At 62.9% G+C, this 25,216-nt stretch carries 22 protein-coding genes; 18 read left to right on the top strand and 4 right to left on the bottom strand.

All coding sequences use genetic code 11. The annotated features are described in order from the left end of the window. Window positions 1-12: 12 nt before the first annotated feature. From C0Z19_RS19085 to C0Z19_RS19070, 4 genes are all read left to right on the top strand, one after another. Window positions 13-594 carry a redoxin family protein gene (locus C0Z19_RS19085; RefSeq protein WP_102611399.1) on the top strand — a complete coding sequence of 194 codons (582 nt, stop codon included), beginning with the start codon at window positions 13-15 and terminating at the stop codon, window positions 592-594. Window positions 595-601: 7 nt separating this feature from the next. Beyond that, entirely contained in the window at window positions 602-1,342 is a 741-nt protein-coding gene (locus C0Z19_RS19080; protein ID WP_102611398.1) for a response regulator, read from the top strand. Next, complete coding sequence (locus C0Z19_RS19075) at window positions 1,339-2,685, top strand: sensor histidine kinase (RefSeq protein ID WP_321186858.1); 1,347 nt, start codon at window positions 1,339-1,341, stop codon at window positions 2,683-2,685. The genes C0Z19_RS19080 and C0Z19_RS19075 overlap by 4 nt, the downstream gene beginning before the upstream one ends. Window positions 2,686-3,004: 319 nt before the next feature. Further along, a complete protein-coding gene (locus C0Z19_RS19070; RefSeq protein ID WP_233196203.1) occupies window positions 3,005-3,643 on the top strand; it encodes a cyclic nucleotide-binding domain-containing protein in 639 nt (212 codons plus the stop codon). A 24-nt stretch (window positions 3,644-3,667) separates the two neighbouring features. Here the strand turns inward: C0Z19_RS19070 and C0Z19_RS19065 are convergent, their stop codons facing one another. After that, on the bottom strand, window positions 3,668-3,907 hold the full coding sequence (locus tag C0Z19_RS19065; RefSeq protein WP_102611396.1) for a hypothetical protein: 240 nt from the start codon (window positions 3,905-3,907) through the stop codon (window positions 3,668-3,670). A gap of 331 nt (window positions 3,908-4,238) precedes the next feature. Here C0Z19_RS19065 and C0Z19_RS19060 point away from each other — a divergent pair, with 331 nt between their 5' ends. Continuing rightward, entirely contained in the window at window positions 4,239-5,432 is a 1,194-nt protein-coding gene (locus C0Z19_RS19060) for an amino acid aminotransferase (RefSeq protein ID WP_102611395.1), read from the top strand. Between the two features lie 41 nt (window positions 5,433-5,473). On the opposite strand, the gene C0Z19_RS19055 is transcribed toward C0Z19_RS19060, so the two are convergent. From C0Z19_RS19055 to C0Z19_RS19045, 3 genes are read right to left on the bottom strand one after another with little or no spacing between them, the layout of a single operon-like run. Then, on the bottom strand, window positions 5,474-6,232 hold the full coding sequence (locus C0Z19_RS19055) for a PP2C family protein-serine/threonine phosphatase (protein WP_102611394.1): 759 nt from the start codon (window positions 6,230-6,232) through the stop codon (window positions 5,474-5,476). Further along, complete coding sequence (tagH, locus tag C0Z19_RS19050; RefSeq protein ID WP_102611393.1) at window positions 6,229-7,536, bottom strand: type VI secretion system-associated FHA domain protein TagH; 1,308 nt, start codon at window positions 7,534-7,536, stop codon at window positions 6,229-6,231. The genes C0Z19_RS19055 and tagH overlap by 4 nt, the downstream gene beginning before the upstream one ends. A gap of 52 nt (window positions 7,537-7,588) precedes the next feature. Continuing rightward, window positions 7,589-7,912 carry a TssQ family T6SS-associated lipoprotein gene (locus C0Z19_RS19045; protein WP_158243028.1) on the bottom strand — a complete coding sequence of 108 codons (324 nt, stop codon included), beginning with the start codon at window positions 7,910-7,912 and terminating at the stop codon, window positions 7,589-7,591. Between the two features lie 323 nt (window positions 7,913-8,235). Here C0Z19_RS19045 and tssJ point away from each other — a divergent pair, with 323 nt between their 5' ends. The 13 genes from tssJ (at window position 8,236) to tssG (ending at window position 25,167) form a co-directional block, all read left to right on the top strand. Beyond that, window positions 8,236-8,868, top strand: a complete 633-nt coding sequence (tssJ, locus tag C0Z19_RS19040) for a type VI secretion system lipoprotein TssJ (protein ID WP_233196202.1) — start codon at window positions 8,236-8,238, stop codon at window positions 8,866-8,868. After that, the gene (gene tssK / locus C0Z19_RS19035) at window positions 8,865-10,235 is read left to right on the top strand and encodes a type VI secretion system baseplate subunit TssK (protein WP_102611391.1); all 1,371 of its coding nucleotides are present in this window, start codon (window positions 8,865-8,867) and stop codon (window positions 10,233-10,235) included. Before tssJ ends, tssK begins: the two co-directional genes overlap by 4 nt. A gap of 147 nt (window positions 10,236-10,382) precedes the next feature. After that, window positions 10,383-11,585, top strand: a complete 1,203-nt coding sequence (locus C0Z19_RS19030; RefSeq protein ID WP_102611459.1) for a DotU family type VI secretion system protein — start codon at window positions 10,383-10,385, stop codon at window positions 11,583-11,585. Then, on the top strand, window positions 11,582-15,202 hold the full coding sequence (gene tssM / locus C0Z19_RS19025; protein ID WP_233196200.1) for a type VI secretion system membrane subunit TssM: 3,621 nt from the start codon (window positions 11,582-11,584) through the stop codon (window positions 15,200-15,202). The genes C0Z19_RS19030 and tssM overlap by 4 nt, the downstream gene beginning before the upstream one ends. Further along, the gene (gene tagF, locus C0Z19_RS19020) at window positions 15,199-15,852 is read left to right on the top strand and encodes a type VI secretion system-associated protein TagF (RefSeq protein ID WP_146012104.1); all 654 of its coding nucleotides are present in this window, start codon (window positions 15,199-15,201) and stop codon (window positions 15,850-15,852) included. The genes tssM and tagF overlap by 4 nt, the downstream gene beginning before the upstream one ends. 66 nt (window positions 15,853-15,918) lie before the next feature. Next, window positions 15,919-17,943, top strand: a complete 2,025-nt coding sequence (locus C0Z19_RS19015) for a serine/threonine protein kinase (protein WP_102611389.1) — start codon at window positions 15,919-15,921, stop codon at window positions 17,941-17,943. 11 nt (window positions 17,944-17,954) lie between these two features. After that, complete coding sequence (gene tssA, locus C0Z19_RS19010; RefSeq protein WP_233196199.1) at window positions 17,955-19,013, top strand: type VI secretion system protein TssA; 1,059 nt, start codon at window positions 17,955-17,957, stop codon at window positions 19,011-19,013. Window positions 19,014-19,053: 40 nt separating this feature from the next. Beyond that, the gene (tssB, locus tag C0Z19_RS19005; RefSeq protein ID WP_102611456.1) at window positions 19,054-19,617 is read left to right on the top strand and encodes a type VI secretion system contractile sheath small subunit; all 564 of its coding nucleotides are present in this window, start codon (window positions 19,054-19,056) and stop codon (window positions 19,615-19,617) included. Continuing rightward, window positions 19,610-21,121, top strand: a complete 1,512-nt coding sequence (gene tssC / locus C0Z19_RS19000; RefSeq protein WP_102611388.1) for a type VI secretion system contractile sheath large subunit — start codon at window positions 19,610-19,612, stop codon at window positions 21,119-21,121. The genes tssB and tssC overlap by 8 nt, the downstream gene beginning before the upstream one ends. A gap of 33 nt (window positions 21,122-21,154) precedes the next feature. Then, complete coding sequence (locus C0Z19_RS18995) at window positions 21,155-21,646, top strand: Hcp family type VI secretion system effector (RefSeq protein WP_102611387.1); 492 nt, start codon at window positions 21,155-21,157, stop codon at window positions 21,644-21,646. A 15-nt stretch (window positions 21,647-21,661) separates the two neighbouring features. Then, a complete protein-coding gene (gene tssE, locus C0Z19_RS18990; protein WP_102611386.1) occupies window positions 21,662-22,204 on the top strand; it encodes a type VI secretion system baseplate subunit TssE in 543 nt (180 codons plus the stop codon). A gap of 3 nt (window positions 22,205-22,207) precedes the next feature. Beyond that, complete coding sequence (gene tssF, locus C0Z19_RS18985; RefSeq protein ID WP_102611385.1) at window positions 22,208-24,079, top strand: type VI secretion system baseplate subunit TssF; 1,872 nt, start codon at window positions 22,208-22,210, stop codon at window positions 24,077-24,079. After that, window positions 24,076-25,167 carry a type VI secretion system baseplate subunit TssG gene (tssG, locus tag C0Z19_RS18980; protein WP_102611384.1) on the top strand — a complete coding sequence of 364 codons (1,092 nt, stop codon included), beginning with the start codon at window positions 24,076-24,078 and terminating at the stop codon, window positions 25,165-25,167. Before tssF ends, tssG begins: the two co-directional genes overlap by 4 nt. The last annotated feature ends 49 nt before the right edge of the window (window positions 25,168-25,216 follow it).

The following is a 25,216-nucleotide window of genomic DNA, read 5'->3' as shown; positions in this document are numbered from 1 at the left end:
ATGAGGCAACTCATGACTTATCCGCGTCTTGCGGCCGGACTGGCCATATCGTGCGCAGCGTCGCTGGCGCTATGGACCGGCCCTTGGTCCGCTGCACCCGCGCAGCAAACATCGACCGACACGATTGCGCCCGACTTCGCCGGGGCCGATGGCTGGTACAACTCGGCACCGCTTACGCTCGATGCGCTGCGCGGCAAGGTGGTGCTTGTCGAGTTCTGGACGCGCGAATGCATCAATTGCATTCATGTGCTGCCGCATACCAAAGCGCTCTATGACACGTATTCGAAGCGCGGCCTTCAGGTGATCGGCGTGCATACGCCGGAATACGCGGAAGAGCGCGACGCGGCGGCATTGCAGGACGCGCTGCGCCGCTATGGGATCATGTGGCCCGTTGCGGTGGATAATGAGTCCCGTATCTGGAACGCCTACGGCAATCGCTATTGGCCAGCGGTTTATCTGATCGACCGGAATGGCCGCGTGGTGTATCGCCACTATGGCGAGGGCGACTACGAGCAGACCGAACGACGCATTGTCGAGTTGCTCGGCAAAGCATACGGCGCGATTCGGATGACACTACGGATCACAACGATGTAAGAACGCGATGGAACATATCGACCATATTCTCGTCGTTGACGACGACCGTGAAATTCGAACCGGCGTCGTCGAATACCTGCGCAAGAACGGGCTGCGCGCGAGCGCTGCCGTGAATGGCCGCGAGATGTTCGCGCAGCTCGATACCTCGGCCTTCGACTTGATCGTGCTCGACATCATGATGCCGGGCGACGACGGTCTCGTGCTATGTCGCACCTTGCGCAGCGGCAAGCACAAAGCCACACCGATCTTGCTGCTCACGGCGCGCGACGACGAAACCGATCGCATCGTCGGCCTCGAAATGGGCGCCGACGATTACGTGGTGAAGCCGTTTTCTCCGCGCGAATTGCTGGCGCGTATCAAAGCGGTGATACGCCGGGCACGCATGCTGCCGCCGAATTTGCGCATTACCGAAACGACCGACACGCTTTCGTTCGGACGTTGGCGGCTCGACACCACTGCCCGTCATCTGATCGACGAGCAAAATACGATCGTTGCGCTAAGCGGTGCGGAGTTTCGCTTGTTGCGCGTGTTTTTGGATCATCCTCAGCGGGTGTTGTCGCGCGACCAGTTGCTCAATCTGACGCAGGGCAGGGACGCTGAGCATTTCGATCGTTCCATCGATTTGCTGGTCAGTCGCCTTCGTAGCCGCCTTGAAGACGATGCCAGGGAGCAGTCGTATATCAAAACCGTGCGCAGCGAGGGCTATGTCTTCAGCATGCCGGTTACCGTGCATGGGGAAGGGGCGTGAACGCGATAGCCCCGGTGGGTTTCAAGCGCTGGCTGCCGCGCAGCATGGCCTCGCGCGTGTACGTCATTATTTTTGCGGGCTTGATGCTGGCGCAGGGGCTGTCGTTCGCGCTGATGTTTTACGAGCGCGAGGAAAGCGCCACCACGGTGATGCTCGATTCGGTGGAGCATGAAGTGGGCACGTCGGTTGCAGTACTCGATCGCTTGCCGGCTGCAGAGCGGGCCGATTGGATCGGCCGTTTGCAACGCGACAATTACCGGTTTCTGCTGGGCCCCGGTCAGCCGGGCACGCCGCTCGTCACGCAGCGCTCGCGCGAAGTGGTGCACCGGATTCAAAGAGAGGTAGGTCCCGGCTATCGCGTGCAGGGCGACACGATTTCAATGCATCCGGAGCGCTATCAAGTGCATTTCACGTTGCATGACGGCGCGCCGCTTACGCTGGAGGTCTTGCCGCGCGGTGTGCCGCCGATCGCGCGATGGTTGCCGATCGTGCTGCTCTCGCAACTGCTGCTGCTCCTGTTCTGCACGTGGTTGGCGGTGCGTTTGACGACGCGCCCGTTGACGCAACTCGCACGGGCGGCGGAAGCGATGACGCCGACGGCCGATGGCCCCCGCATGAGCGAAGAAGGCCCCGTGGAAGTGAAGCAAGCCGCGACGGCGTTCAATACGATGCAAGAGCGTATCGGCCGCCACGTGAAAGAACGCCTGCATATCCTTGCATCGATTTCGCACGATCTGCAGACGCCGATCACACGCATGCGCTTGCGTGCCGAAGCGTTGGAGGAAAGCGAAGATAGGGAGAAGCTACTCGGTGATTTACATGAGATGGAGCACTTGGTGCGTGAAGGCGTCGCTTATGCGCGCAGCGCGCATGGCGGATCGGAAGCCCCCGTGCGCATGGATATCGGCGCGTTTTTGGAAAGCCTTGTCTTCGACTACCAGGATATGGGCAAGCCTGTGACGTTGGCTGAATCTGTCAGCGGGGCGGCAATGGTTCGCAGGCAGGCGCTTCGGCGGGTGCTCGGCAATCTGATCGACAACGCGATCAAGTATGGCGGCGGCGCCGAGGTCGGCGCGTGGCGTAACGAGCAGGGCGAGCTCAGTGTGGCTGTGCGCGATCGCGGCCCCGGCATCCCCGAGGATCAACTCGAGCAGGTTCTGCAGCCGTTTTATCGATTGGAAAGTTCGCGCAACCGCGACACGGGCGGCGCGGGTCTGGGGCTCGCTATCGCTGCGCAGTTGACGCGGGCGATCGGCGGCAGCCTTGAGCTTGCCAATCGGGAGGGTGGGGGGCTGGTGGCGACGATCGCCTTGATTCGATCTGCTCCCGGCCCTGCGCTTTGAGCGATTGCGGCGCCGCTGCGGTGTCTTTCGTCGGAATTCTCCGATGGCAGGCTCCCGATTCCTACAAGAGGATCGTCTGACGCCGATAGCGCACCTTGCGGCGCCCATTCATGATGGCATCACAGAAAGACGCGGGGGCTGTTGAGCGGTTGGCGCTGAACGGAAAGTTGTCCTTGCGACAAAGGAGGCAATCATGTCCTGCGCAGAGACGCTTTTCGCAGAGCCGACGGTCTCGACCCCGGCCACTGCCATAGAAACCAAGCCGGCTGCCAAGCCGAGTCAATCCTGTCGCGATTGCGCGATCCGGCGCGCTTGTGCCATGCAATCGGAACGTCCCGCCAAGCGCGAGCATCTCGCCGCGCTGGAACTCGCGCATCATCGCGTGAAAAAAGGCGAAACGCTATTTCGTGCGGGCGACCGCTTCACCAGCCTCTATGTGGTTCGCAGCGGCTCGTTCAAAAAGTCGATGGTGCTCGCCGACGGGCGCGAACAGATCACGGGGTTCTATTTTCCCGGCGACGCCATGGCGCTGTCTGCCATGCACGGCGGGGCTCATTCATCCGACGCCATTGCCCTCGAAGACAGCGCGGTCTGCGTCGTCCCTTCCAGCGTGCTTGAATCGCTAAGCGAGCGAGTCCGGAGCATGGGCCGGCATTGGCATCGGATGTTGAGCGCCGCCATTGTGCGCGGTGGCGGGGCGCTGGTGATGCTCGGATCGATGACGGCGGAACAGCGTGTCGCCGCGTTTCTGCTTGATCTGTCGGACCGATGGCGCGGGCGTGGATATTCGGCTGTCGAATTCGTGCTGAAGATGACGCGTAGCGAAATCGGCTGCTACCTGGGCCTCAAAACGGAAACCGTCAGCCGCGTGCTGCAGAGTATGCATCGACGAGGGATCCTCGACGTGCATACGAGCGAAATCCATATCCTCGACTTGCCGAGCCTTATCCTGCTTTGAGATGTGGGCCGTTTCGCGGCGCGCTTAATGCTTGATCGACGCGGCGTGCTCCATGCGGTCGATCCGTCGGCACAATTCCGCGGCCAGCTGGTCTGCCAGTGCGTCATGCGATCTCGTGTCTAGGGCGGTTTTGAGCCGGGCCTTCCAATAGGCAGGGTCGCTGTTGGGCATGGGCAGCGACAGATACGCCCGCGTTTGTTCGAGCAATGAGATCGCTGCCCTGATTTGCATGAGGTCGTGTTGAAGGTTCGGATCTGCGTGCATGACGGCCTTCCTTTTAGCGCGTAGGGATCGTGTTCGTCTTCACGGCATGTTGCCACTTTAGGATTGCTGTGCCTTGATCTGGCTCAGATCCGGACCACGTCGGTTTGCCGTAGCGCCTCCCATGAGACGCGCACTTGCGCATGCCAATAGGCCGCGTCGCGCAATTTCTGCCTCGAAATCGGTGTTTCCCCGCACCGATTGCGAAATTTTATTTCCCGCGTTCGAACGTACACTGTGCTCGCCCTCGCGCGCAGACGGCAGCCCCAGCTCCAACTGCGTCCTGTCCTCCTGGCGTTACTATCGGTCTTCTTCCTATCAAGCGACATTGATCATGTTCGAACACGTTGACGCGTACCCCGGCGACCCTATCCTGACGCTGAACGAGAATTTCCAGAAAGACCCGCGACAGGACAAGATCAACCTCAGTATCGGCATCTATTTCGACGATGACGGGCGGCTGCCGGTCATGAAGGCTGTACGCGAAGCCGAAGCGTCGATGCTGAACGACCTCGGGCCCAAGCCATATCTGCCGATGTCGGGCTTCGCGCCTTATCGCGACGTTGTGCAGGCGCTCGTATTCGGCGAACAATGCGCCGCTCGCGCTGAAAAGCGCATTGCAACGGTGCAAACGCTCGGGGGTTCGGGCGCGTTGAAGGTCGGCGCCGATTTCCTGAAGCGCTATTTCCCACAGGCGCAGGTATGGGTCAGCGACCCGACCTGGGAAAACCACCGCTTCATCTTCGAGCGCGCCGGCTTCACGGTCAACACGTATCCGTACTACGACGATGCAACGGGCGGCCTCAGGTTCGACGCCATGTTGGCGGCAATCGATGCGTTGGCGCCGCGGAGCATTGTCGTGTTGCACGCCTGCTGTCACAACCCGACCGGCGTCGATCTGAGCAACGCGCAATGGGAACAGTTGATCGACGTGCTGCAAAAGCGCGAACTGCTGCCGTTCGTCGATATCGCCTATCAGGGCTTCGGCAGCAACCTCGATGACGATGCTTTCGCCGTGCGCGAACTCACGCGCCGCGGCGTGCCCATGCTGGTAGCCAACTCGTTCTCGAAGAATTTCTCGCTCTATGGCGAACGGTGTGGCGGACTCAGCGTGCTCTGCCAGAGCGCGGAAGAAGCCGATCGCGTATTGGGCCAGATGACGAGCGCCGTTCGCTCCAACTACAGCAATCCGCCCACCCACGGCGCGAAAATTGTGACGAAGGTATTGACGACGCCGGCGTTGAATCAGATGTGGCGCGATGAGTTGGCCGCGATGTGCCGCAGAATTGCCGACATGCGTGTAGCGATCCACGACCGCTTGAGCGCGCATCTCTCGGGCGAAGCCTTGTCGCGCTACATCAAGCAACGCGGCATGTTCACCTACACTGGGCTCGACGCGGAGCAGGTCGATCGTCTGCGCGAGCAATATGGCGTCTACATTCTGCGTTCGGGCCGCATGTGCGTGGCGGGGTTGAACGAGCGCAACGTTGCGCCGGTGGCGGAGGCGATCGCACACGTTCTCGCTTGAGGGCGAGCCTGTCGAGCGAGTGCATCGATCGACAGGCGGCGCTAGGGGCGCACGCTCACGAGCGTGACGTTCTCCGGGCATCCGATCCAGACGGCGAGCGCCGAGTAGTTGTCGGCGCTTTGTTGATTGCCGGGGTGGCGGGACGCTTCATGTTCGAGCAAACACGCCCAGTCGTCGACCGACTGCACGATACGTAGCCGATGTTCGATCGTGCTTTCGGGTACGATCTGCCAAAAACCGTCCGTGCACAGCAGAAAAACGTCGCCGTCCTGCAACGAGTGCACGCCGCTCTCGCTGGCCGCGAGCGGGCCTTGCATGCCGAGCGCCATATGCAAAAAATGGGCGCTCACGCCATTGGCCGGAAAACCCGCGTCGGCAAGCTGCTGCGTCACGCTGTGATCGCGCGTTCGGTCGACCAGAGCGCCCCGGCGAAAACGATAGAGGCGACTGTCACCAACGTGAACCCATTGCGCGGTCGCCTCGCGCCGATCCAGAAACAACGCGACGACAGTCGCGCTCATTTGACGATGGCTGTCGTCGTTCGCTTGCCGCGCCAGGATCGCTGCGTTGGCTGCGCCGACGCAGGCGGGGGCGAGTTCGGCCACGGGACGCTGCGATGCGCGCCAGCACGCGAGCAGCGCGTCGACGGCGTAGCGTGCCGCCAACTCGCCACCGGCCGCGCCGCCTACGCCGTCGCTGACGACGAAGCATGCGCGATCATCGGACACCTGAAATCCCACGCAGTCCTGATTGTTTGCCCTCGTGCCGGCGCCCGTGAAGTGCGCGCATGAAACATTCATGTCTCGCGCGCGCGCCTCGGCTGCCGACGCGCATGGTAGCTTTTGACTTCCTCGTCGTAGGCGCTCAGGAACGCTCTGCCGAACACCGCGCTGAAGTCGTCTTCCACCGCCAGCACAGTGTCGCCATGCAGATCCGTGTAGCGCTTCCAAAGCCTGGCGGCGCGGGCCAACGGCAGCAAGCGCTCAAGACGGCTTTGCGTGCCGGCGCGGCTCTCGATTTGTGCCGGCGAAAACCGCGTGAGCAAATCCATTAGCGCGGCACGCATACCCGCCACCATGGCGATGTGATGTGCGTGCAAGTCGTGGAAGGCATCTTCAACCGCACTGGCCGGCGTCATGAAACCGGGGAACGGCAGGCCGAACATTTGCCGCAGGGCGGCGCTGCCGTCGGGGAGCAACTTCAGCGGATTGTTTTCGCGATCGAGCAGGACGGTCATGTCGGCCTTCACTTCCCGCTTGAGAATGCTGCGTGAGGACAGCAGTTCGACGGTGCCATTCGCAAAGAGCGAAAGCAATTGGCCAGCCGTTTTCAACTGCTCGGTTGACCAATCGCAGGTGGCTTTGTCGAGCCCCGCGCCCTTGAGGAAGGCTGCCAGCAGTGCGTCAGCCGAGTGTCGTTCGTTGCCGTCTGGTTCGTTCGCGACGTTCGATGTTTCGGCTTGCTCGGAGCCGCGCGCACGCGATCGCGAACCGTCCCCGCCGAGCGTCGCCGTTTCGTCTGCGACGGGCTCGTCGTGCGTCTGGTGTAGACCGTGCGCGGAGACTGACGGTATCTGCTGCGGCGAGCGATCGGTCCTTGTCGACGCGCGGGCAGGCGCGCTTGCGGCGCGTCCCCTTTCGGAGCCGGCGCCGCGCGCGCCATCGATCAAGGCGAACAGCGCCAACGGGTCCGTCGGAATCTCGAGGACGCTGCCGCTTTGCGCACGCTCTTTCCGGTCCGGCAATGGCGCAGCTGTGTCTTGAGCCGCAGGCTTGGCGTCGCTGGACATGGCCGTGGGTTCGTCCACTTGCAGGACGTAAGGCCCGATACGAATCGCGTCGCCGGTTCGGACGGGCTGCTCCTGCGCGCAGGCCAACGGGACATCGTTGACCTGAACGATCGAGACGCTGCTCAGGTTCTTCAGCACGCAATGCGTGCCGTCGATTTGCAGTAGCGCTTGAAGCCGGGAAATCTGGCGCGTCTCGTCGGGGAGCACCAGTTGATTGTCGGCATTGCGGCCGATGGTGCCGCCGGGGGGGCGGAACTCGACCGACGTCCTCGATTTGACGGGCTTGCCGGCATGTTCGATGACAGTCAATTGCATAGGCGGTCCAAGAGATATCGAAGTGATGCCGCGCGCTCCCCGGTGCTGCGCGTCACGATGATGCAAGATGCCGGCGGGCTGCATCGAACGCCGGGCCCCAGATCGGGTGTCCTTTTTCGGCGGTCGACAGTTCGAAATGCGGATCCAGTTGGAGCACCTTCTCGAATTCGGCGCGACACAACGTGATCCGCCCGATGACGCAATAGCTGAATGCCATCAGCTTGTACGCTTCAATACGCGTCTTCCGGCTTGACGTTTGGATTTCGTTGCTGTCATGCAGGATTTGAATCGTGCGCGTGTAATTGCCCGCAGTATACGAGTCGCGCGCGCTATGCAACATGTCTTCGGCAATGCGTTGGTTGGGAGAAACGCTCATGCATGCAGCAGTCACGACAACCGCTATCAATGCGGCGGTCGCCGAAAGGCGTCGTACGATCGCTCTACTTATAGAGTAAATGTTCATGTCAAAGTGCGCGCCGTCGTTTCAGCATTAATTACGTGTTTCCGGTTGTCAGGTAATTCTTGCGATCGTTTTTTTTGCTGTGCCACGTGTTGCTAGCGCAGATCCGATGAACTATAGTCTACTCACCTTTTTCCGAAAATCTCGGATTATTAATTTGTGAAATAACGAGAAGTTCTGCGCGCTTCAATCGATCCGTTCGCTCGACGCTGTCCCCGCGAGCGCGGGCAGCTATCGTCTTGCGCCGTCGCACCGTTGAATCTGTTTGCTTTCATAAACCCATAATTATTAATGGGGCGCGATATACCGCTTTGTTTAGAGGGTTTGTTTTAAACATGGATTGGGTCTCGAAAGCGAACCAGGTTCGCTTATTCGCTTGCCTCTTCGCCTTTGTTGCATTGATTTCAGGTTGCGCAGCCACTGAGCGATCGATATCGGTTCCTTATTCGGTCACGCTGCAGGTTGCGCCGGATATCAATCCAGATGGGTGGCGACGGCCGACGCCGATTGCCGTCGAGGTATTTCGCTTGAAGTCGGGAGACGGCTTTCAGCGGGCCGATTATTTTTCGCTCCAGGACAGGCCGGAGCAGGCGTTGGGCGGAGATCTGGCGGGCGTCGATCGATTTGTGCTCAGGCCGGGAGAGTCGCGCACGCTGCATTACGCAGGCGATGCAACAGTACAGCAACTGGGGCTGGTGGCCGGATATCGCACCCTCGAAAAGAGCCGATGGAAGTCGATGATTGCCCTGCCGACGGCCAAGCACACGAACCTGCTCAAATTCTGGCAAACATCGCCGCATGAGATGCGCTTGGTGATTGCCGTGCGAAACGATGGATTGGAGCCGCTGGATCAAGACGGCAGAGGTCAATGAACGAGATCGCCATTTCGCTACTTGCCGCGCCGTCATTGCGCGAACGCGTCGTATGGTCGGAAGGCATGTTCCTTCGGCCTCAACACTTTCAGCAGCTCGAACGCTATTTCGAGCGCTATGTGCATCTGCGCTGCGCGCCGATGCAATGTTTCCACTGGGGCTTCGCATCGTTGAGCATCGACCCTGAAGCGCTCGCGCAGGGCAAGATCGCGCTCGTCTCGGCGGCCGGGGTCATGCCCGACGGCACGCCGTTCGATTTCGCGCGCGCCGAGGAGGCACCGCAAGCGCTCGAGATCGGACACGACGTCAAGGATGCCGCGGTCGTGCTCGCGCTACCGGCCCGGCGCGGAGACGGTATCGAAGTCTCGTTCGGCCAGGATCCCGCCGCTCCGCTCGCGCGTTACGTCGTGCATGAGAGCGAGATTGCCGATGTCAACGACATTGGGCTCGAGCCCGCGCTCGTGCAGTTGGGGCGGCTGCGCCTCAGGTTGATGCTCGAGGCCGACGCCGGCGACGACTGGCAAACGTTGGGCGTGTTGCGCGTGGTCGAGCGGCGCGGGGATCGACAACTGGTGCTCGATGACGGCTACATTCCGCCCATGCTCGATGCGCATGCCGATCCCGTGTTGTCCAATTACATGCGCGAGTTGCAGCGGCTGCTCGAACAGCGCAGCGAAGTGCTGGCCGATCGACTTGCGGAACCTGGCCGGGCGGGCGTTTCCGAAGTCGCCGATTTTTTGCTTCTGCAGCTCGTGAACCGCTATCTCGCGGTGGCATGGCACACAGAACACATACCCCGGCTGCATCCGGAAACGCTGTTTCGCGAATGGCTCAAGCTCGCCTGCGACTTCGCGACGTTCATGCCGGACACCAGACGGCCGCGCGCGTTGGCGGCCTACGAACATGACGATCTGCGCACATGCTTCGGCGAGTTGCTCGACGAATTGCGCCGGTCGCTATCGACGGTGCTCGATCGCGGCGCGCTGCAAATCGCGCTGCAAGACGGCGGCAACGGCGTGCGCGTCGCGGTCATACCCGATACGGAGCTGCGCGAGCAAGCAGGCTTCATCCTGGCCATACGGGCTGATATGCCGGCCGATACGATTCGTTCGCGCTTTCCGACACAAATCAAGCTGGGCCCCGTCGAGCGCATCGTCGATCTGATGCATCTGCAGCTTCCCGGCATCGCCGTGCGTGCATTACCGGCCGCGCCGAGACAGATTCCGTACCACGCCGGCTGCACTTACTTCGAAGTGGATAAAGGGGCTCAATTGTGGCGCCAGCTCGATCGCTCTGCCGGGCTTGCCCTGCATCTTGCCGGAGATTTCCCTGGGCTGGCCATGGAGTTGTGGGCCATCCGGGGCTAGCGCCGCGAGTTCGATATGAGTCAAGTGAACGATCCCATTCCGAGCCAACACGGCGCATTCGCCACGCTGGACGCCAATCGGGTGCCATTCGCACGCGAGGCGAGGCCGTTCGTGGAGAACGAGGCCGAGTCGGCTGCTACGGCCTCCATGGTCGATGTCGCGGACGATCGCAACCCGCTCGTGGCCGCTGCGAATCCGTTGCTCAACCTGGTGCCGCAGATTCGCTACACGGTGCATCATCCGAATCCGGGTTGGTTGCGCGAGCATTTGGCCTCACAGGTGCGTGAGTTCGAGGTGCGCGCGCGACAGGCGGGGGTCAGCGCCGAACAAATCGGCGCGGCGCGCTACTGCCTATGCACCGCGCTCGACGAAGCGGCCGCGTTGACGCCATGGGGCGGCGCGGCGAATTGGTCTGCCGACAGCTTGCTCGTCGCGTTCCACAACGAAGCATGGGGCGGCGAAAAATTCTTCGAGGTGCTCGATCGATCGATGCAGCGTCCGCGTGAGCATCTCGCGCTGCTCGAACTGCTCTATTACTGTCTGGCGCTGGGGTTCGAAGGGCGCTATCGCGTGCTCGACAATGGGCGCGCGCAGCTCGACGAGTTGCGTCAACGTCTGGCGCGCACGATTCGCGGCGAGCGCGGCGAGTTCGATCCTGCGCTTTCGCCGCATTGGCGCGACGCGCTGATCGCGCGCGAGCGCCCGGGCCGCTATGGGGTGCCGATCTGGGCCTTCGGCGCGCTCGTCGTTTTGCTGGGTTTCGGTCTGTTCGTCGGACTCGATCTTTCGTTGGCTGCTCGCTCGGATCGCGCCTTCGCGATGATCGATCGTCTGTCGATCCCGAAGCTGCGACAACAAGTGAGCGCGCCGGCCCCGGTGCAGGCGCCCCCCGCACCGCGGCTCGCCGGTTTTCTCGAACCGCAGATCCAGGCCGGGCTCGTGCAGGTACGCGATGAAGCCGACCGCAGCGTGGTCGTATTGCGCGGCGACGGATTGTTCGAATCGGGCTCGACTTCGGTCATCGATCGCTATCAACCTGTGCTGGATCGCATCGGGGAAGCGCTCGAACGCGTACCCGGCAATATCGTCGTGGCGGGCTATACCGACGATGTCCCCGTGCATACGGCACGCTTTCCGTCCAATTGGAATCTTTCGTTAGAACGGGCCCAGTCGGTTGCGCGATTGCTTGCGAGCCGCCTCAGCGATCCCGGGCGCATGCGCGCGGAAGGCCGCGCCCAAAGCGACCCGGTTGCGCCGAACGACTCTCCCGCCAACCGCGCGCGCAATCGACGCGTCGAGATCACGCTGCTGGCCGCGCCGCAAGCCGCGGCGACAGGAGCGCAACCATGACCGCGTCCAAGGCAATGACGGCGCGCGTTGCGCATGCCCTCATGAATCGTCGAATCTGGATCGTCGTCGGCCTTCTTGCGTTGGCCGCTGCCATCTGGCTGATCGGTCCGCTCGTGGCGATCGGCGTCTATCGACCGCTGGAAGGCGTTGCGGCACGGCTGATCGTCATCGTCGCCATCGTTGGCCTATGTGTGGCGCGTGCGACGCTCTTGCGCTGGCGCGCGGCACGCGTGAACGCGCAGTTGCTGGCGCAGCTTCAAGGTGGGCAAGCTCAACCGGCTGCGCGGGAGACCGAGCAGGCGCCGCATGTGGAGGAGCTGCGTAATCGCTTCGACGAGGCCGCCCGCCTGTTGAAGACGGTTCGGCTCGGCCACGCCGCCCAACGTGGGGGTGCGCTATCGCATTGGTTCGACGCAATGACGAGGCGCTATCTGTATGAATTGCCCTGGTATGTGTTCATCGGCGCGCCGGGGTCCGGCAAGACGACGGCGCTCGTCAACTCGGGGCTCAGCTTTCCGCTGGCGGAGCAGTTCGGTCGTGCGGCCGTGCGCGGCGTGGGCGGCACGCGCCATTGCGATTGGTGGTTCACGAACGAGGCGGTGCTGATCGACACGGCCGGCCGGTATACGACGCACGAGAGCAATCGCGTGCTCGACGAGGATGAATGGAAAGGGTTCTTGGGATTACTCAAAAAGTATCGCGCGAAGCAGCCGCTCAACGGTGCGTTGTTGACGATCAGCGTGTCGGATCTGCTGGGGGCGTCGGAAGTGGAGCGCACCGAACATGCGATGTCTTTGCGCAAGCGTTTGCAGGAGTTGCGCGCCGAGCTTGGAATTCGGCTTCCAGTATACGTGCTGGTCACGAAAGCCGACCTGCTGGCCGGATTTTCCGAATACTTCGCGAACCTGGGGCGTGCTGAACGTACCCAGGTGTGGGGCTTCACTTTCCCGTTGGCCGAGGCCGGCGCGCCGGGTTTCGATCTGCGCGCCGCCTTCGACCGCGAATATCGGCTTTTGCATCGGCGGTTGAACGAGGCGTTGCCGGAGCTGTTGAGCGCGGAGCCCGACACGTACCGGCGCGATCTCATCTATTCACTGCCCCAGCAGTTCGCAGGGTTGCACGAGGTCCTGGGTCAATTCATCGAGCAGGTGTTCTCGCATTCGAAGTTTGCTTCGATGCCGCCGTTGCGCGGCGTGTATCTCACGAGCGGCACGCAGGAGGGCACGGTTTTCGACCGTGTGATGGGCGGCATCAAGCGTTTCTTGCGCATCGATCCGGTCCCGCCCGTGGCGCAGGCGATGCCTGGCGGAAAGAGTTTCTTTCTGAAGGCGTTGCTGCAGGATCTCATCTTCAATGAAGCCGCGCTGGCGGGCGCGGATCTGCGTTGGTATCAGCGCAGGCGCGTGATCGCCACGGCAGGGTACGGCTTGCTTGCGTTGCTGTGCGCACTTTTGCTGTTCGGTTGGATCGGCAGCTATTGGCGCAATCGGGTCTACGTCAACGAGGTGACGGCGCGCGTGCCCGCGATCGACCAGCGCTTGCTGAACACGACGGCCACCAACGCGGAAGACATCGCGCACGCGCTACCCGTGCTCGATGCCATTCGGAACATCGCGAAGGCCAATGACGTCGATCCCGACAACCCCGCCATGCGTTATCGCTGGGGGCTGTTTCAGGGCGACAAACTGCAGTCCGCGGCCGATAACGTCTATCACCGGGCGCTTGACGAACTGTTGCTGCCGCTTGCCGCGCGCAAGCTCGAAGCAGCGGTGCGCAATGCGCCCGCCAATGATCCCGCATACGCATACCAGGCGCTCAAGGCGTACCTGATGTTGTACGACAGCGCGCACTATGATCCGGTGTTCATCGAGGCGGTGCTCGATCTCGAGAATGCCCCCTCGCTGCCCCGCGGTTTCACGGCGGCCCAACGCGATGCGCTGCGTGCTCACATTGCCGCGTTGTTTTCGGGGCGCGTGGTGTCGTCGCCATTCGCACGCGACAGCGCGCTCGTTGCACGCACGCGTGACGCTCTCTTGCGCTTGACGTTTGCGCAACGTCTCTATGTGCAACTCGCGCGCACCTTGCGACCGGCCGCGGCACAGTACGACGCCGATGCGTCCCGGATGGCGGGCGCCGATGCTGCGCTCGTCTTTCGCCGGCAAAGCGGCGCAAGCTTGAACGCGGGTGTGCCCGGGCTCTGGACTTTCGACGGATATTGGAATGTATTCGATCGCCGCGTCGATCAGGCGGTCGATGCGTTCGCGCGCGAGCAAGCGTGGGTGTTGGGTGCGAAGCAAACGGAAGCACTGACGCCAGCCACGGCGCAGACGCTCGCCAACAATGTGCGTTCGCTCTACTTCGATGATTACATGAGGGTTTGGGACGATTACCTCGCTGACCTGCGGCTGCAGGATATGAGCACGCTCGCGCAGGCGACGCAGGTTGCGCGCTTGCTGTCGTCGCAAGACTCGCCGCTGCAGCGGTTCGCCAATGCGCTGGCACACGAGGTGTCGCTCGTGCCGAACGGTAATCCGGCACATGGCCTTACCGCGCAAGCGCAGGACAAGTTCAACGGTGCGCGCGAATCGCTCGCCCAGATCTTCGGTGATCAGCAAACGGCGAGCAGCACCGCTACGACCGATGCGAGCGAGCCCGAATCGGTCGTCGATGCACACTTCGCCGGCGTGCGGGAACTCACGGCGCGCGATTCCTCCAGTGCGGCGGCGCCGATGAGCGACCTCATCAAGCAGATCGACGCCGTCTATATCTATCTGAACGCGGCTGATTCGGCGCTTCGCGGCGGCGCGGCGCCTCCGCCTTCCGACGCCCCCGATCGATTGCGTGCGGCGGCCGGCCGCACGCCAACGCCGTTTCGGCAAATGCTGGTCGAACTCAGCGACGCCGCACAGGGCAGCGTGACGAGCGTGCAGGACCGGAACATCGTGCAAAGCGCTTCAGCCAATATCGGCCAGTTCTGCCGGCAGGCGATCTCGGGCCGCTACCCGTTTGCACGCGGCTCCGCAATCGATGTGACGCCCGGCGACTTTGCACGCTTGTTCGCACCGGGCGGCATGATGGACGATTTTTTTCAGAAGAACCTGCAAGGGCATGTCGATACGAATGCGCAACCGTGGCAGTTCGTCGGCGGAGGGGGCGCGCCGTTCGTCAGCTCGTTTCAAAACGCGGCCGTCATACGCGATACGTTTTTCCCAGGCGCTGCACACGATCCGTCGATCACGGTGCAGATCAAACCGCTCGATATGGATCCCACCCTGTCGGAGTGGGTGCTCGATGTCGACGGGCAAGTCGTGCGCTATGCGCATGGGCCGCAAGCGCCGATCACTGTGAAATGGCCAGGGCCGGGCGGCACCAATCAGGTGCGTCTGCAGATCACGGATCTATCGGGGGCGACTGATGGCTTCGTCGTGTCGGGGCCGTGGGCGTTGCTGCGGATGTTCGACCGTGCGTCGACAGGCGCCGGCCGTGGGTCCGAGCAGATGATTGCGAGCTTTTCGCTGGGCCATAAATCGTTTGCGATGCAAGTGACGGCCGATTCGGTCCGCAATCCGTTTCGACTTCCGCAACTGGAGGCGTTCACGTGCCCGGCGAAATCATGAAGGATATCTGTGCAAGCGAGCGCCCGACGCTGCCTGGTTGGTACGGCAAGTTGCCTGGCGCTGGCGATTTCGTCAATCGACGCATGCCGCGTGCGCTTGCGCAGGGCTGGGAGCGTTGGCTTGCGCAGGGGATGGCAGCGTTGCACGAAGCGTGGCGTGAGACGTTCGGGCGAGGGTACGCACAGGCGCCGGTCTGGTCGTTCGCGATTCCTGCCGGCACGAGCGAAGGGTGGGTTCAGTTCGGCTGTCTTGGGCCCAGTCACGATCGTGTCGGGCGTGATTACCCGCTTGTCGTCGCCGATGCAATGAGCGCGTCCGACTATTCGCCGCACTGGGGCCGTGTCGCGCTTGCGCGTCTCGGGCCGATGGCCAAGGCGGTGACCGACGCGATCGAACACGCGCACGGTGCGGAGCAGTTCGATGCGGCATTGGCCGCGCAGGCCGGGTCGCCGGGTACACCGCCGCCGTCGCCGGCCGCGCAAGGAGGATGGTCGAACGTGTTGGCGAGCTTCGACCCCTATGGCGCGACGAGCTTTTGGTGGACGCACGAAGCGGCCCACGCGCCCTCGCGGACGGGCGTGCATACGGGGCCGTTGGACCGTGCGTTGTTTCGGCGCTTGTTCGGCGAAGGCGCGCAGCGCATCGAGTAGACCGATGTGGCGCGACGCAAGCCGTGTGTCGCGTGTTCATCGCAGTGAGAGACGGAGGGCAGTCAGATGACGGAATCGCGATTCGCGGAGGGCGTGGCGAGCGCCGATCGCGACGCCGGGAACAGCGTCCGGCCATTGCCGAACGGGCATCGGCTCGGGGAATTCCAGCTCGACTCGGTGCTGGGCGTCGGCGGTTTCGGCATCGTCTATCGCGCGTTCGACCGCACATTGCAGCGCGTCGTGGCCGTGAAGGAATATATGCCCGCGATGCTCGCCGCGCGCGCCGGCGACTATACGGTCGCGCTGCGCGCGACGCGTTTCGCGCAAGCGTTCGATGCCGGGCGCGCGGCTTTTCTGAATGAAGCCAGGCTGCTGGCGCAGTTCGACCACCCGGGGCTGCTGAAGGTGCTGCATTTCTGGGAGAGCCACGGCACCGCGTATATGGTCATGCCGTTCTACGAGGGGCAAACGTTAAAGCAGCTCGCGGACAAGAACGTGCGGATGGGTCAGCCCGAATTGCTGTCGATGCTCGCGGCGTTGCTTGGAGCGCTCGACGTGCTGCACCGCGCGCAGTGTTTCCATCGCGACATTGCACTCGACAATATCCTGATGCAGCCGGGCGGCAAACCCGTGCTGCTCGACTTCGGGGCGGCTCGCAAGCTGATCGGCGATATCGTCGATGAAACCGCGATGATGCTCAAGCCCGGTTACGCACCGATCGAGCAATACACTGACGACCCCGCGTTCAAACAAGGCCCGTGGACCGATATCTATGCACTGGGCGCGGTGGCCTATGCGCTCATCACGGGCGAAGTTCCGCCGGCCGCTGTCGTACGCAGCATCCAGGATCAGTACAAACCGCTCGCTTCGCGCACGCTTGCTGAAGAGTTGCGGTACAACCAACGGGTGCTGGCGGCGATCGACAAAGCGTTGGCTTTGCGGATCGACGATCGGCCCGATTCGATCGCGGCGTTCGCCCAGTTGCTCGGCTTGCGTGAGGCGTCGTCGGGGGTGTTCGTTTCCGTGCCCGGTGATGCGCCTGGCGAGACGACCAGCGGGCATCCGGCTTCCGTGCCGACGGTTGCGGAAAGCGTCGCGCCCGCGAAAGCTTCGCCGCACAGTGAACGAAACACGCCGACGCGCGCCGATGCAGAGGGCAACGCGCAGGCTGCGAGTGTGTACGCAAGTGTCGAACGCGTCGCACAGTCCAAGGCGTCGCTGCCGGGGGGAGATGTCCCGAGTGCCCCAGGCAGCGAGCCTCTCGCCGCGGCTGCTGCAACCCCCGCTCCGGCTACGGCCGCGGCTGCGACAGATCGCGTTGCTTCCGCCGAGGCCCCAACACGGACAGCGCTGATTGACCTTCCTTGGATGCGTGATCTGTCCGCACACCTGAAACGGCTGCGCCATGCGTTCGCCGAGCGTCGCTGGAACACGCTCGTTGGGCCGGCGCTCATCGTCGCGGTGGTGCTCGTCATCGGAGTGGCGTTGCTTCGTCTCGTGATACAGGCACCCGTCGCGGCGCCCCCGGTCGCGGCGCAAGCTCCAGCCGTCGCGCAACAGGCTGTTGCGCTTCAGCATCTGCCGGCTTCGACCGTGTCGGGCGCGACCGCGCCAGCGCCGTCGATGTCGGCGTCGATGAGCGAGCCTGGTCAGAGCGTCGTGCAAGCTGCGTCTGCGCCAGCTGCCGCGGTGGTTGCCCCGGCAGTCGAGGCCAGCGCGCCCGGTGCGCCCGGTACGCCCGGTACGCCCGGTAGATCGACCGGTGTTGCCGCGTCGCTGGCACCGCAGCGGGCCATGCAACGGCCCGAGCGCGATCTGGCGAATCCCGCCGATGCGTCGCGGATGGCGGCGGCATCTCAGCCAGCGGTTGACCGGCCGCAGACGGTCCCGGTGCGCTTCCATATCTATCCGTGGGGCGAAGTGTACGTCGACGGTGTGCGTCGCGGCGTGACACCTCCGTTCATGCGGATGAATCTTGCGCCGGGTACCTACGACATCGAGATTCGCAATGGCTCATTGACGCCGCTGCACCGCACGGTCCGCATCGGGGCCGGCAGCCAGCCGGTCGACATCACGTACACGTTCGAATGATCGCGAGGACGATGATGAAACGCGAAGAAGCCGTGCGACCGATGAACGAAGCGATGCTCGCGCCGATCGTTGGTGACGCGCCCTGCGGCCCCGATCTCGAGTACGACGAAGACTTCCTGCAGTTGCAGCAATGCGCGGCAGGCCGGCCTGAGGAGCAATACGGCGCGACCGTCATCGCGGCGCGAGCGCCCGATTGGGCTCGCGTGGAGGCGTTGGGAACGGCGCTGTTCGCGCGGACGAAAGATCTGCGCGTGCTTGCCGAGCTCGCTGGCGCATGGGTGCGCGCGCACGGCTTGCCCGGTTACGCGCAGGCGTTGCGTCTGGCGGCGTCTCTCTTGAGTCGCTACTGGGATAGCGTCCATCCGCAACTTGCGATCGACGACTTCAGCGATCCGATGCCGCGCGTCAATGCGCTCAATGCATTGACCTGCCCGCAGGGTGCAGCGCGTTTCGCGCGCGATTGCTTGTTGATCGGAGCGCTGACGGTGAAAGAGGCCGATGCGGCGCTGGAAGTCAGAGACACGACTGGCGCGAGCGATCGCCTGTTGCACGAGTTGCGGGCCGCGTTCGACCAAGGTGACGCAACGGTGCGAGCCGCGTTTGATGCGCTCGACGCGTTGGCGGACATCAGAGCGATCGTGCGCGACAAGCTCGGAGACGAATGGTCGATAGAGGAAAGCGCGTTTGAAGGAGCGTTAGCACACCTAAGGAAATCGATAGGCGAAGCCCAAGTCGATGCCTCACGCAAGCAGCCGGCGCCGGGGGCAACCGCAGATGGTTCGCCGAACGCCGTTGCTTTGCAGGCCCCGTCCGCCGATGCCAGCGCATGGCGGACCATGCAGATTTCGAGCCGGGCCGACGTCGACCTCGGCCTCGAACAAATGTGCCGCTATTTCGAACAGCATGAACCGAGTCACCCCGCGCCGATTTTCCTGCGCCGCGCGCAGCGTCTGCTCGCCCTGAACTTCTACGAAATCATTCGGGACATTGCGCCCGACAGCCTGCACCAGTTGGAAATGCTGAGCGGCCGCCCCGCAGACGGCGAACGGCGCTTGACCGAAGAGACCTGAACCGTGTCGCGCACACCGCGTGCGCAAGGAGCAAAGCAATATGGCAAACCTCAAATCGTCGGCGAGCGGACAGAAATTCATTGCCCGCAATCGTGCGCCGCGTGTGCAGATCGAGTACGACGTCGAGCTTTATGGCGCCGAGCGCAAGGTGCAGTTGCCTTTTGTGATGGGCGTGCTGGCCGATCTGGCCGGCGACCGCAACGACGCTTTGCCCGACCTGGGCGATCGCAAGTTCATGGAAATCGACGTCGACAATTTCGATGAGCGTATGAAGGCGATCAATCCAACGCTGTCGCTCGAGGTGCCCAATACGCTGACCGGGCACGGCAATCTGAAGGTGGAATTGTCGCTGCAGAGCATGGACGATTTCGCGCCCGCTGCGCTCGCACGCCAGGTCGAACCGTTGCAGCGCCTGCTGCAGGCGCGCACGGAGCTGGCCAACCTGCTGTCGTACATCGACGGCAAACGAGGCGCCGAGGCATTGTTGGCCAAGGCGCTCGCCAATCCGGCCTTGCTCGAGGCGCTCTCGAAAGACGGCGCGGCGCGAGCTGGCGAATCCGCTGACGGCCATGGCATCGCTACGGAAGGAGACTCGGATGAATAACCTGGAACCTCATAGTCTCGGCGTCGCTACGGCGCGTCCGATCGACGTGCTCCCGAGCAACGAATTCACGGCGCTGTTGAACCAGGAAATCAAACCGAAGACGGAGCAGGCGCGCGAAGCAGTGCAGCATGCGGTGCAGACCCTCGCGCATCAAGCACTGGAAAACACGGTGACAGTCTCATCGGACGCATACGACACGGTGCGCCAGTTGATCGCCGAAATCGACCGCAAGCTGAGCGCGCAAATCAACGAGGTGCTTCATCACGCCGCGTTTCAGCGCCTGGAAGGTTCATGGCGCGGGTTGCATTATCTCGTCAACCATACGGAATCCGACGAGATGTTGAAGGTTCGCGTCATGCCGGCCCGCAAGAATGAGTTGGCGCGCATGCTCAAGCGCCATAAAGGCGTGGCATGGGATCAAAGCCCGCTGTTCAAGAAGGTTTATGAGGAGGAGTACGGTCAGCTCGGCGGCGAGCCGTTCGGCTGTCTCGTTGGGGATTACTACTTCGATCACAGCCCGCCGGACATCGAAATGCTGCGCGAGCTATCGAAGATCGCCGCGGCCGCGCACGCGCCTTTTATCGGCGGTGTGTCGTCGGCGCTGATGCAAATGGATTCATGGCAGGAGTTGTCCAATCCGCGCGATCTGACGAAGATCTTCCAGAACACCGAATACGCGGGTTGGCGGAGCCTGCGCGCGTCCGAAGATTCGCGCTACGTGGGTCTCGCGATGCCGCGTTTCCTCGCACGCTTGCCCTACGGCGCGCGTACCGACCCGGTCGACGAGTTCGACTTCGAGGAAAACACCGAAGGCGCGCGGCATGACCTGTATACGTGGTCGAACGCGGCCTATGCGATGGCGACGAACATCAACCGCTCGTTCAAGCAATACGGCTGGTGCTCGGCCATCCGGGGCGTGGAATCGGGCGGCGCGGTCGAGCATCTTCCCTGCCATACGTTCCCCACCGACGATGATGGCGTCGACCTCAAATGTCCGACCGAGATCGCGATCAGTGACCGGCGCGAAGCCGAGCTCGCGAAGAATGGCCTGATTCCGCTGATCCACCGCAAGAATTCGGATGTGGCCGCGTTCATCGGCGCGCAATCGCTGTTTCAACCCGATGAGTACGACGATCCCGACGCTACGGCCAATGCGCGATTGTCGGCGCGTCTACCGTATTTGTTCGCGTGCAGCCGGTTCGCGCATTACCTCAAGTGCATCGTGCGCGACAAGATTGGCTCGTTTCGCGAGCGCGAGGACATGCAGCGTTGGCTCAACGACTGGATCATGAATTACGTGGATGGCGACCCGGTGAACTCGTCGCAGGAGACCAAGGCGCGCAAGCCGCTCGCGGCAGCGCAGGTGGTGGTCGACGAGATCGAGGACAACCCGGGCTATTACGCGGCGAAATTCTTTCTGAGGCCGCATTACCAGTTGGAGGGGCTGACCGTGTCGCTGAGGTTGGTGTCGAGACTGCCCTCACTGAAGGCCGACGACCGGTAACCCCTGGGTTCAAATTCTTAAACGGAGAGCGCTATGGGCGTGGCGATGTTCTTGAAGGTCGACGGCACGACGGGAGAATCGGCCGACTCGCAACATACGGGCTGGACCGACATTCGTTCGTTTTCGTGGGGCGCGAGGCAGCCGGCTGCGATGTCCAGCGGAGGCGGCGGCAATGCGGGGAAAGCGAATTTCGACGATCTGATCGTGACGGCATACATGGACAAGTCGACGCCGGCCATCATGAAATACTGTGCAAGCGGAAAACACCTGCCGAAGGTCGAGATTTCGTCTTGCAAGACGGGCGGCAAGCAGATCGAATTTTCGCGCGTGACGCTCGAAGAGGTGATCGTCACGCTCGCGCAGGTCGCCGGGACTGACGATAGCGACGCGACCGATCGCCTCGTCATGAAGTACGGTTTTCAAGCCGCCCGCGTGAAGAAACAATATTGGGAGCAAAACGAGAGCGGCGGCAAGGGCGCGGAGGTCACGATGGGGTGGGACGTGAAGAAGAACACCGAGATGTAACCGGTCTGCACCGCTATGCAAACCTACGACATCCGCGGTGTGCGCGCCGATGCCCGGCGCACGCGCGAGCGATTGCAACCTGCGTTGCTAGACCGCTTGACCGATGCAGCGCCGCGCTCGCGCGCCGAGTTCGATTCGGTGCAATCGATTGACGCTGCCGGATTGCGCGAAACGGTGCTGCGCGATTTGGCGTGGCTGCTCAATACCACATGCGTGCTCGACGCCACGCAGGAAGCCTGCTATGGCGAAGTCGCGTGCTCGGTCGTCAACTATGGCATCGCGCCGCTGGCGGGTACCTGCATGTCCGAGATCGACGCGCGGCGGCTCGAAGAAATGCTCAGGCTGGCGATCGTCCGCTTCGAGCCGCGTCTGCTGCCCGATAGCGTTGAAGTGCGTTGCATCGCAGATTCCGCACAAGGGGGCGTGCGTCATAACGTGCTGACGTTTGAAATCGCTGCATCGCTGTGGGGGCCGTCCGGGCCCACGCCGATGGTGATACGGACCGACCTCGACCTCGAATCGGGCGTCGCGTCCTTACATACGCTTGCGGAGCGCTGATCGATGCGGGCGCACTTTATCGACTACTACAACCGCGAGCTCGCCTATCTGCGTGAACTTGGCGCGGAATTCGCGCGTGAGTATCCGAAGGTCGCGGGGCGCTTGGGCATGAACGGCATCGAGGTGGCGGATCCTTATGTCGAACGCTTGCTGGAAGGCTTTTGCTTTCTGACAGCGCGCGTGCAGATGAAGATGGACGCCGAATTTCCGCGCTTTTCGCATCGGCTGCTTGAAATCATCTATCCGAATCATTTGGCGCCGATGCCGTCGATGGCCGTCGCTCGGTTTCATGCCGATCTGCGAGCCGGTTCGTTGAATCAAGGGTTCGTGGTGCCTGCGGGCACGAGCCTGCGCAGCGCGATACAGAGCCATCTGCCGACGCCCTGCGAATTCCGCACGGCGCATGAAGTCGTTTTGTGGCCGGTCGATATCGCCGACGTCCGCGTGACGGCCGTGCCGCCAGACTGGCCGAACCCACGACGCAGCGGCGCCTTCGGCCGTGCCCGCAGTGTCCTGCGCATTCGTATCGCTGCGCAAGCGGGCGCTTCGCTGGCGCGTTTGCCGATCGAGCGGCTCGCGTTTCATGTTGCGGCGGCCGAGCCTTATGCGGCGCAATTGCTCGAACTCGTGACGGCGCACGGCCTGGGCGTCGCATGTCGAGATCCCGCCGATGGGCGCTGGCTTGCCTGGCTCGATGCCGCCTCGATCTCGCACGAAGGTTTCGGCGCCGATCAAGCGCTGCTGCCTGCGGACCCGCGCGTATTCGACGGCTATCGGATTCTGCACGAGTACTTTGCCTTTCCAGCGCGCCTTTTATTCTTCGCTATCGGCGGCATCGACCGCGCGATTGCGCAGGCTCGCGGTGGCGAACTCGAATTGATCGTCCCCTTCGATACACGCGATGCGGCGCTCGAACGCCACATCGACGCGAGTGCGCTTGCGTTGCACTGCACGCCGATCGTCAATCTCTTCGCCAAACGTACCGATCGGGTGGCGCTCACGGCGTCCAGCGCCGACTACAAGCTCGTGGTCGATCGCACCCACGCGCGCGACTATGAGGTGTATCGGGTGCAACGCGTGATCGGCCATCGCGTCGGCGAGGGGGGCGATTGCGTATTTCATCCGCTGTATGCGTCGACGGCGGATGACGAATCGAGCGGCGGCGCGTATTTCGCGTTGCGCCGCGAGCCGCATGTCGTGTCGACGCACGGGTCGCGCAACGGCGAGCGATCGCGCTATCAGGGGACCGACGTCTACGTGGCGCTCGTCGACCGACGGCATGCACCGTTCGACGAACGCATCGGGTTGCTGTCGGCCGACACGCTCTGCACGAATCGCGAATTGCCACTCATGATGCCGTTGGGCGGCGCAAGCGACTTGACCACGAAGTTATCCGCGCCGATCGATCGCATCAAAATCATTCGCGGGCCGACGCGCCCGCGCCCGCCACTGGCCGGCGATCAAGCGACCTGGCAGTTGATCGGCCATCTGGGCCTGAATTATCAAGCGCTGACCGGCATCGACGATGAGGCTGCAGCCGATGCGCTGCGCAGCGTCCTCGACATCTACGCCGATCCGACCGATGCCGGCGTGCAAGCGCAAATCCGAGCCATTCGCCGCCTCGCCTGCGCCTCGATTTTCGAGCGCGTGCCACAGCCGGGTCCGCTCGTGTTCGGGCGCGGCGTGCGCATCAAGATGACCATCGACGAACAAGCGTGTTCGGGCGAGCGCCCCTATCTGCTGGGCGCTGCGTTGGAGCAGTTCTTCGCGCGCCATGCATCGATCAATTCATTCACACAGTTCGCGCTGTGTTCCCCGCAGCGAGGCGATATCGCGGCGTGGCCCTCGCGCATCGGACGTAGGCCCGCAATATGAATGCGCCCGAGTTGCGGCCTTCGCCTCAACCCTCCCGTGATGAGGCGCGCTATGACGCATATTGGATGCGGTTGCGCGACGCCGCGCCGCAACACGATCTGTTTCATTTGCTGCGTTGGCTCGACGCGCTGAGTGGGCAGAGCGCGACGCTCGGTCGGGCATCGCATCCGCGCGACGAGCCCGTGCGGCTTGGCCAGCTTCCGTCGTTGCGCTTCGCACCGGGGATGGTCGCATCGGTCGCCTCGCCACCGATAGTCGCCGGGCCGCCGCGTGTGACGGTTCACGGGTTCGGCTTGTTTGGACCCAACGGGCCGTTGCCGCTTCATTTGACCGAATACGCGCACGAACGCGAGCAGAGCTTCGGCGATACGTCATTAGCGGCATTTGCCAACCTCTTCCATCACCGGTTGATTGGGCTGTTCTACCGCGCATGGGCCGATGCACAGGCCGTCGTCGACCACGATCGGCCCGGGCCTGCGCGCATCGACGCCTACGTGGCGAGTCTGTCCGGCCATACGCACCACGGAGGACTCGATGCGCAGGACAGCGCAGCACAAGCCTTACCCCCACACGCGTTGTACTTTCATGCCGGCCATTGGGCCCGGCAAACGCGCGATCCCGCCGGGCTCGCGCACATGTTGAGCGGCGACTTCGGCGTGGCGGCGCGCATCGAGGAGTACGTCGTGCATTGGGTGCGTATCGATGGGGCAGCACGCACCACGCTCAATGCGACGGCGGCGCATGCGCGGCTCGGTGCCGGCGCGGTCCTCGGGCGTGCAGTACGCGACGCGCAATCGCGCTTTCGCATTGTGCTGGGGCCGATGCCCTATGACCGCTATCGCGCATTTCTCCCGGATGGGAAATACGCGAGGCGCCTCGTGCAATGGGTGCGCCGATATGTCGGCGCCGAGTTTGCGTGGGATGCACGGCTCGAACTGGAGCCCGACGAGATCCCCCGTCAAACGCTGGGCGGCCAACATCGCCTGGGCCTGTCCGCATGGCTTGGGCAGCGCATGAGTCAAGAGACCTCGCGTGATCTGTACCTCGATCTTCTCGCACGGGACGAACGCCTCTCCCTTAACCGGTGAAAGACCATGTCCGATGTCAGTCGCGCTACGTTGTTCGACAAGCTCGACG

Origin of the sequence: Trinickia soli, from assembly GCF_002879855.1 — a bacterium.
In the GTDB taxonomy this organism is placed as follows: Bacteria; Pseudomonadota; Gammaproteobacteria; order Burkholderiales; family Burkholderiaceae; genus Trinickia; species Trinickia soli.
The sequence above is the reverse complement of the archived record's forward strand: the minus strand, read 5'-3'. Positions and strand labels throughout refer to the sequence as shown.